The organism is Chrysiogenia bacterium (genome assembly GCA_020434085.1).
GTDB lineage: Bacteria > JAGRBM01 > JAGRBM01 > JAGRBM01 > JAGRBM01 > JAGRBM01.
Map to the genome: position 1 here is coordinate 1 of JAGRBM010000042.1, position 7,182 is coordinate 7,182.

The window sequence follows — 7,182 nt, forward strand, 5'->3', positions numbered from 1 at the left end:
AGATTCAGGCCGCCGCGGCGGAGAAATCCGACATTCTCTACGACACGCTCAAGCCCTGCGACCTGCCCGAAGTAGGGCAGGGCGCGCGCCTTGCGCCGCTCAAGCTGGACATGGACGTGGCCGGCGCGGTGGCGCTCATCCCCATGGACGGCAAGGTGATCGACGCCGAGAGTGCCGACCTGCTGGGCACGACCATGGAATCGCTGCTCTACGCCCACTACCGCGGGATGCTGGCCAGCGAAATGCAGGTCGCCTCGACCGAGCAGTCCTACGCCGATCTCGAAGCGCAGAACCTGGAACTGCGCCAGGCCTACCAGCGCCTGCAGACGCTCGACCGCCTCAAGAGCGACTTCGTCGCCAACGTCAACCACGAACTGCGCACGCCGCTCACGGCGATCCTCGGCTTTACCGAGCTGCTCCAGCTCGACGAGGAAGACTTCAACGAAGACCAGAACGAGTCGATCGAGCAGATCCATCGCAAGGCCACGCACCTGCTCAAACTGGTGAGCAAGGTGCTCGTCTTCACCGAGACCAATGACGAGCGGCCGAACCTCAAGTTTTCGGAATTCGATCCACGCGAACTGCTCAAGTCCGTGATCGAATATCACAAGCCCTACGCCGCTGAGCGCGGGATCAAGATTCGCACCGCCGGATTCGACGCCGACATCACCACGATGGAAGCCGACCGCAAGAAAATTGAAGCCGTGCTCGACGGGCTCATCGACAACGCGGTAAAATTCTCACCCGATGGCTCGGCCGTGACGGTGATGATCGAGGCCACGCAGGACTCGAGCGTGGTGGATAACGCCTTCCTGGCCATGGCCGAATCGGGCCCCTCGGAGATCCTGATCCATGTCACCGATCAGGGGCCGGGCTTTACCAAGGAACAGATGAAGGAGATCTTCACCGATTTCCATCAGCTCGACACCAGCTCCACCCGCGAACACGACGGGCTGGGCCTGGGGCTCGCGCTGGCCAAGCGCGTGGTCGAACAACACACCGGCCGCGTGATGGTGGACTCGGCACCGGGCGAGGGCGCGCACTTCGTCATCTCCCTGCCCATCAAACCGCCGCCCGAGCTGCGCCAGGCGCCCAAGAAGAAGATCCTCATCGCCGAGCAGAGCGATTTCATCTTCGAGCTCATCGGCGGATTTCTGCGCGATCAGGGATACGAAGTCATCAGCGCCGTCGACGGTGCCGATGCGCGGCGAATCGTTTTGAGCCAGCCCATCGACCTGCTCATCATGGACCTGCGCCTGCCCGACCAGGAGGGCATCGTCTTCCTCGAAGAACTGCGCCGCGAACAAATGGCGCGCAGCCTGCCCATCGTCGTCGCCACCGGCGTCGACGACGAGGACATTCACGACCGCGCCTTCGACGCCGGCGTTCTCGATGTGCTGGTCAAACCCTTCACCCGCGAAATCCTGCTCGAATGCATCCGCGAACCGCTCCAGACGGAGTGGGACGAGGGCTGAGCTCTTCATCTTTGCTTGCGGAGCGCGTAGCGGTGCCCCAACTTCTTTCGTCTACGTCCACGTCCACGGGTGCCTGCGCGTCTTCTTCTCGTTTGTCGCGGACGTTTTACGTGGTCGTGGACGTGGACGATTCTTCCAAATAATCTGATCCGCCCATGAAATACCTCGACCACCACATCCTCGTCTGCACCGATGAATCTTCCTGCGCCCAGTTCGGCGCTGTCGCGGTGCGCGACGCACTCAAGGAAGAACTGCGCGCCAGGGGCCTGCGCCTTCGCTCGCGCGACGGGGCGTGCAGTTGCATGGGGCTTTGTCTCAAAGGGGTGAACGCCGTGCTCTGGCCCGAGGGCAAGTGGCTCGCCGACTTGAAGCTCGCCGACGTCCCGCGCCTCGTCGACTACCTCGAGGGCAAGGGCAGCGATCTCTCGGACCTCGAAGCCATCGCCGACGACAAGATCCGCGTGAAGCTGCAGGGCGGGTAACCCCGCCCTCTTTGTTATTTCAGAAACTTCGTATCCGGCGCCCTGAAGGGTGCGACGTCGTCGGCCAGGTCTTCGAAACCCGGGCGGCCCATGATGGCGTTGGCGTAGCGTTTGCCCACTTCGACGGCGGGCTGGTCGAGCGGGTTGACGCCGAGCAGCTCGCCCGCGAAGACGGTGGCGACTTCGAAGAAGAAGATCAGCTCGCCCATGGTGTGGGGATTGACGGCCGGAACGCGCAGGTCGAGCACGGGGACGCCGTTGCGGCAGAGCGCCGCCTTGGTGGCGTCGCGCTCGGCCTTCAAAAGCTCGCCGAGCTTGTGCCCGCCCAGGAAGGACATGGCCGCGTCTTTTTTGCTGCCTGCTACCGTCGGCGGAATGGCGACGTCCTTGCCCAGGTCCTCGACCGAGAGCAGGGTGACGAGCTTGTCCTTGGGCCCTTCGAGGTAGAGTTGGAGCTGAGAGTGCTGGTCGGTGGCGCCCATGGCGACGACCGGCGTGTAGCCGGCGTTGATGAGCTTGCCGGTGCGGGTGGTCCGCTTACCCAGCGATTCGGCCCAGAGCTGGGAATACCACTGGCCGAAGAGCTGCAGCCGGTCGCAGTAAGGCATCAGCACATTGACGGAGACCTTGTTCTTCTTGCCGAGCAGCTTGTGCGCGGCGGCGTAGAAATAGGCGGGGTTGTTCTCGACTTCGCCGTCTTCGCAGCGCGCGCGCATGGCGACCGCGCCCTCGATGATCTGCTGTCCCTGGATTCCCATGAGCGCGGCGGGGAAGAGTCCCACGGCGCTCAGCACGCTGAAGCGACCGCCCACCGAGGGCGGCACTTCGAGTGTGGCGATGCCTTCCTGGCGTGCCAGGCGGCGCAGCTCTCCGTCTTCGGGATCGGTGGTGAAGACGAAGTGGTCCTTCCACTTGGTGCCAAGCGCCTTCTGGAAGCGCTTGGCAATGATGTGGAGCTGCGCGGCGGTTTCCACCGTGCCGCCGGACTTGCTGATGCAGTTGACCAGCGTTTTCTTCGGGTCGAGCGCATCGAAGGTCGTGAGCACCGTGCCCGGGTCCACGTTGTCGAGGAACCACACGCGCTGCGCCTTTTTGGGTTTGGTCCTGAATGAGGCCGCCGAGCCGGGGATCGTTTCCGGGGCGAGCGCCTGCTGGAGGGCGCGCGCGCCCAGGGCGCTGCCGCCGATGCCCAGCACGACCAGATCGGTGAATTCCTTCTTCCAGGTCTGCGTCGCCACGCGGCGGGACTGCTTCCAGATGGCGGCGGAGGGGTCGGCCAGCTCATAGAAGCCCATGCGGCCCTTCTCGCGCTCGGTCTGGATCTGGCGGTGGGCCCGGATGGCCGTGGGCAGCAGGGATTCGAAATCCGCCGCGGTCAGGCCGCCAAGCGGCAGCTCCACGTCGTAGATCCAACGGGTATCGAGGCGTACGGGCGCGGGCGTGCTCTTGCTGGTTGCCATGCTGGCGTTCTCCGCTGGGGGCGGAGTGGATGGAGCGGCCGACTGGAGTAATTCCAGTGATTCCAACAGGTTACGGCGCGCGTGGCGCCGACTCCCCGGCCCGATGCGGGCGGCGGGCACGAAGTCCCCTGCACACCCTGAAAAAGCCCCCAGACCCCTCCAAAATGCACCGAAGCGGCGATCAAATCAAGGGGGTTTGCCTTTGGCGAAAGGCTGGGTTACAAGAGGAGCCTTTCCGCGTCGGGGAGCAGGTGGTGCGACCCCTACGTCAGTTGCTGACGGGCGGACAAACACAGAAAGATTGCAAGAGGATTTAGCCATGGCCAAGCGCTGTGAAGTTTGCGGCAAGGGACCCCAGTTCGGGAACAATGTTTCCCACGCCAACAACAAGACCCGCAAGAAGTGGAGTGCCAACATCCAGCGCGTGCGCGTGGTTGTTCCCGGCGGCACCACGCACAAGACCGTGTGCACCGCGTGCATTCGCGGCAACAAGGTCACCAAGGCCCCGCGTGTGAAGAGCTATTCGCGCAGCGAGCAGCCCGCGACCAGCTAGAGCTGCATTCTCCCGTGATATTCGAAAGCCCCCGGAATTCCGGGGGCTTTTTCTTTTGGGCGCGGGGCGGCTAGGGTTTCAAGGCGACTTGAAACTTTACGCAAGCAAAGCGGAGGGCCCAGCGCGTGGACGGCGAGGCCATCGACATCGACAATTCCCTCGCGCGCGTGGGCAAGTGGGTTTCCTGGCCCACGCATCCGCTCTTTGTGGGCACGCCGGTCTCGCTCTACGTGGGTATCCGCGCTTTTGGTGGCGTGAACTCCGAAGTCCTCGAGCTCATCGGCTGGATCGGCTTTCTCGGCCTGATTTTTCCCCTCGGTATCATCTATCTGCTCGAGCGCTCGGGCGTGGTCAGCGATTTCTTCCTGACGCGCCACGAAGACCGCAAGTGGTTCTACCCCATCGGCCTGGTGGATCTGGCGCTCATCTATCTGGTGTTTTCGGCCTACGGCGCGCCGACGGAGATTCTGGCGGTCGTGGCGGCGGGCGTGATCTCGGCGGCGGCGATGACGCTGGCCAATCGTTACGTGAAAGCCTCGCTCCACGCCGCCGGCAACGCCGGCATCGCCACGGCGCTGTGCTGGGTGGAGGGGCTGGCATTCTGGCCCATCTGGCTCTTGGTTGCGGCCGCATGCTGGGGCAGACTGGCATGTCGCGAACACCGGCCCGTGGAAATCGCGGTCGGCCTGGCGCTGGGAATCCTGCCCACCGCCGTCGTGATGACCTGGTATCTGGGAGAGCTGCACTGGTGAGTGGACCGACCCTGAGCGAGAGTGACGTGCTGGTAACGCGCGCCCACCTGGCCTCGCGCCTTCGCGCCTGGCAGGACGGCGAGCTGAGCGCCGAGGAACTGATGGAGTGGGCCGCCGCCCTGTTCGAGGAAGAACTGCTCGAATTCGACGATGTCGAAGACGAATACAACTCCGCGGCCAAGGAAGTCCTCAGCTTTGTCGAACGCATCGACATGAACCTCGCCCTGCCCGAAGACGTTCCCATCCATCTGAAGTTTCTTGAAGCCCCCCTCGGCGAATACGAAGACGCGTATGAGGAATGGCTCGACGACCTCGATGAGATCGATCTCGACGAGCGGCGCCAGAGGCTGCGCGGCGTGCCGCCCTACGCGCGCCATCTGAGGGACGACTGAGATGAACGGCGAAGCGCTCGGCTGGAGCTGGCTCGGCAGGGTCCCCTACGGGGATGGCCTCGCGCTGCAGCAGAAGCTTGCCGCCGAGCGCGAACGGGGCGAGGGACGCGACACGCTGCTGCTTCTCGAACACGATCGCATCTACACCGCCGGGCGGCGCACCGCGCCCGAGGAAATTCTCTGGAATCAGCACGAGCGTACCGCGCGCGGCATCGAGCTCATCAAGACCGACCGCGGCGGCAAGGTGACCTACCACGGTCCCGGACAGCTCGTGGGCTATCCCATCGTGGACATTCGCGGGCGCGAGATCGGCGTGCGCGCCTGGGTGGAACTCATCGAGCGCGCAATCATCGACGTGCTCGAACCGCTCGGCATTCCCGGCCAGATCGAATGCAACGAGCCGGGCGTGTGGCTTGGCAAGGCGAAGATCGCGGCCATCGGCATTCACGTGAGCCGCGGGGTCTCGCGCCACGGCTTCGCGCTCAACGTCGCGCCCAACCTGGGCGACTACAAGGGGATCGTGGCCTGCGGCCTGCACGGGCGCACGGTGACGAGCGTTGCCGACCAACTGGGCGATGCGCCTGACGTGCGCACCATGGGGGAGTGCGTGGCCCGGTCCATGGCCGCGCGACTGAATCTGGGCGAGGAAGAAATTCCCGCAAGCGAACTTGGAGCCGGCGCGGGCGTTTCCGTGCTCGGCGGGGTAAACTGACACAGACCACAACAGGTCAAAGCATGGAGGCGACAGGGCGATGTCGTTGGAGCGAAATCTCGAAAAAAGCGTGCTGATTGTTGGAGCGGGTCCCTCGGGCTCGGCAGCGGGGGCCATGCTGGCCAAGGCGGGCATCGACGTGCAGATCGTCGACAAGACCGACTTTCCGCGCGACAAGATCTGCGGAGACGGCATCAGTCCGCTCTCGCTCGAATGCCTGCGCGAGCTGGGCATCGATCTGGGTGAGCTTGACCGCAAGTACGACCGCCAGACTTTCGTGGGCCTGGTATCCCCGGGCGGCAAGCGCTGGCGGGCCAAATACGAGGGCTCGCCCGACGACCCCAATTCTCTGGACTACGGCCACGTCATCCCGCGCATGGACTTCGACAAGATGATCCTCGATCACGCGGTAAAAGCCGGTGCGCGCTTCGCGCCGGGCTGGAGCTTCGAGTCCCTCGAAGTCGAGCGCGAGTTCGTAAAATCCGTGACGCTCAAGAACGCAGACGGCGAGCGTGTCGTGGTGAAACCGAAGATCCTGCTCTGCGCCGATGGCGAGCACTCGCTGATGCGCAAGGCGCTCACCGGCGGCGAAAAACGCGAGCACGTGACGCTTGCCGTGCGCGGCCACGTCGACGGGCTCAAGAACCTGGGACAGGACATGGAGTTCCACTTCACAAAGGAAGTGGCACCGGGTTACGGCTGGATCTTCCCCGAGGGAGCAAAGGACCGCGCCAATATCGGTGTCTACATCCACACGAGCACGCTCAAGAAGAGCGGCATCTCCATGAAGGAACACTACGCCCGCTTCCTCGAGCGCACCGGCGGACCGGGGCAGATTCTCGAGGGCGCCAACCCCTGCGGCCCGGTGCAGGGCTATCCCATCACCTACTACGATCCGGCGCGCCGCGTGCATTTCGGCAACGCGCTGTTGCTGGGCGATGCGGCGGGCCTTGCCGATCCGCTCACGGGCGAGGGGATCTTCGAGGCCCTCTACTCCGGCCTTGCCGCGGCGCATGCGGCGCAGGAATGCCTGGCGGCCGGGGAGCAGGGTTCACTGGCCAGCTACATGGGCTCGCTGGCCCGCATGTACCTGCCGCTTCGCCGCCGCGGATTCTTCATCATGACGTTGCTCGACAAGATGCCCTATCTTGCCGACTGGATCTTCACTCGCTGCGCCGCCGACCCCAAGCTCTCCGAGCGCCTGTTCCTCGTCGTCACCGGCAACGGCAGCGCGTGGAACTTTTTCTCTCCCGCCGTGTGGGCGCGGATCTATTTCCCGTTCCTGTATCCAAGGGCGAAAGAACTGCCTGCGTGAACCAACAGGGGCGGGTAGACCCCGCCCCTACGAATGCATTG

At 64.2% G+C, this 7,182-nt stretch carries 8 protein-coding genes; 7 read left to right on the plus strand and 1 reads right to left on the minus strand.

Annotated elements, in window-relative coordinates; genetic code table 11:
* Both KDH09_01120 and KDH09_01125 read left to right on the plus strand, forming a co-directional pair.
* Positions 1–1,475 (plus strand): response regulator (locus KDH09_01120; protein MCB0218268.1); only part of this gene is annotated, 1,475 nt, incomplete at its 5' end.
* A 155-nt stretch (positions 1,476–1,630) separates the two neighbouring features.
* The gene (locus KDH09_01125; protein MCB0218269.1) at positions 1,631–1,957 is read left to right on the plus strand and encodes a (2Fe-2S) ferredoxin domain-containing protein; all 327 of its coding nucleotides are present in this window, start codon (positions 1,631–1,633) and stop codon (positions 1,955–1,957) included.
* Positions 1,958–1,971: 14 nt separating this feature from the next.
* On the opposite strand, the gene KDH09_01130 is transcribed toward KDH09_01125, so the two are convergent.
* Entirely contained in the window at positions 1,972–3,417 is a 1,446-nt protein-coding gene (locus KDH09_01130; protein ID MCB0218270.1) for a glucose-6-phosphate isomerase, read from the minus strand.
* A 319-nt stretch (positions 3,418–3,736) separates the two neighbouring features.
* Here KDH09_01130 and KDH09_01135 point away from each other — a divergent pair, with 319 nt between their 5' ends.
* The 5 genes from KDH09_01135 (at position 3,737) to KDH09_01155 (ending at position 7,141) form a co-directional block, all read left to right on the plus strand.
* Entirely contained in the window at positions 3,737–3,970 is a 234-nt protein-coding gene (locus KDH09_01135) for a 50S ribosomal protein L28 (GenBank protein ID MCB0218271.1), read from the plus strand.
* A gap of 125 nt (positions 3,971–4,095) precedes the next feature.
* Positions 4,096–4,722, plus strand: a complete 627-nt coding sequence (locus KDH09_01140; protein MCB0218272.1) for a hypothetical protein — start codon at positions 4,096–4,098, stop codon at positions 4,720–4,722.
* Positions 4,719–5,114 (plus strand): hypothetical protein, encoded by a 396-nt coding sequence (locus KDH09_01145; protein ID MCB0218273.1) that lies wholly within the window; start codon positions 4,719–4,721, stop codon positions 5,112–5,114. Before KDH09_01140 ends, KDH09_01145 begins: the two co-directional genes overlap by 4 nt.
* Position 5,115: 1 nt before the next feature.
* Entirely contained in the window at positions 5,116–5,826 is a 711-nt protein-coding gene (gene lipB, locus KDH09_01150; GenBank protein ID MCB0218274.1) for a lipoyl(octanoyl) transferase LipB, read from the plus strand.
* Positions 5,827–5,866: 40 nt separating this feature from the next.
* Positions 5,867–7,141 carry a geranylgeranyl reductase family protein gene (locus KDH09_01155; GenBank protein MCB0218275.1) on the plus strand — a complete coding sequence of 425 codons (1,275 nt, stop codon included), beginning with the start codon at positions 5,867–5,869 and terminating at the stop codon, positions 7,139–7,141.
* Positions 7,142–7,182: the final 41 nt, after the last annotated feature.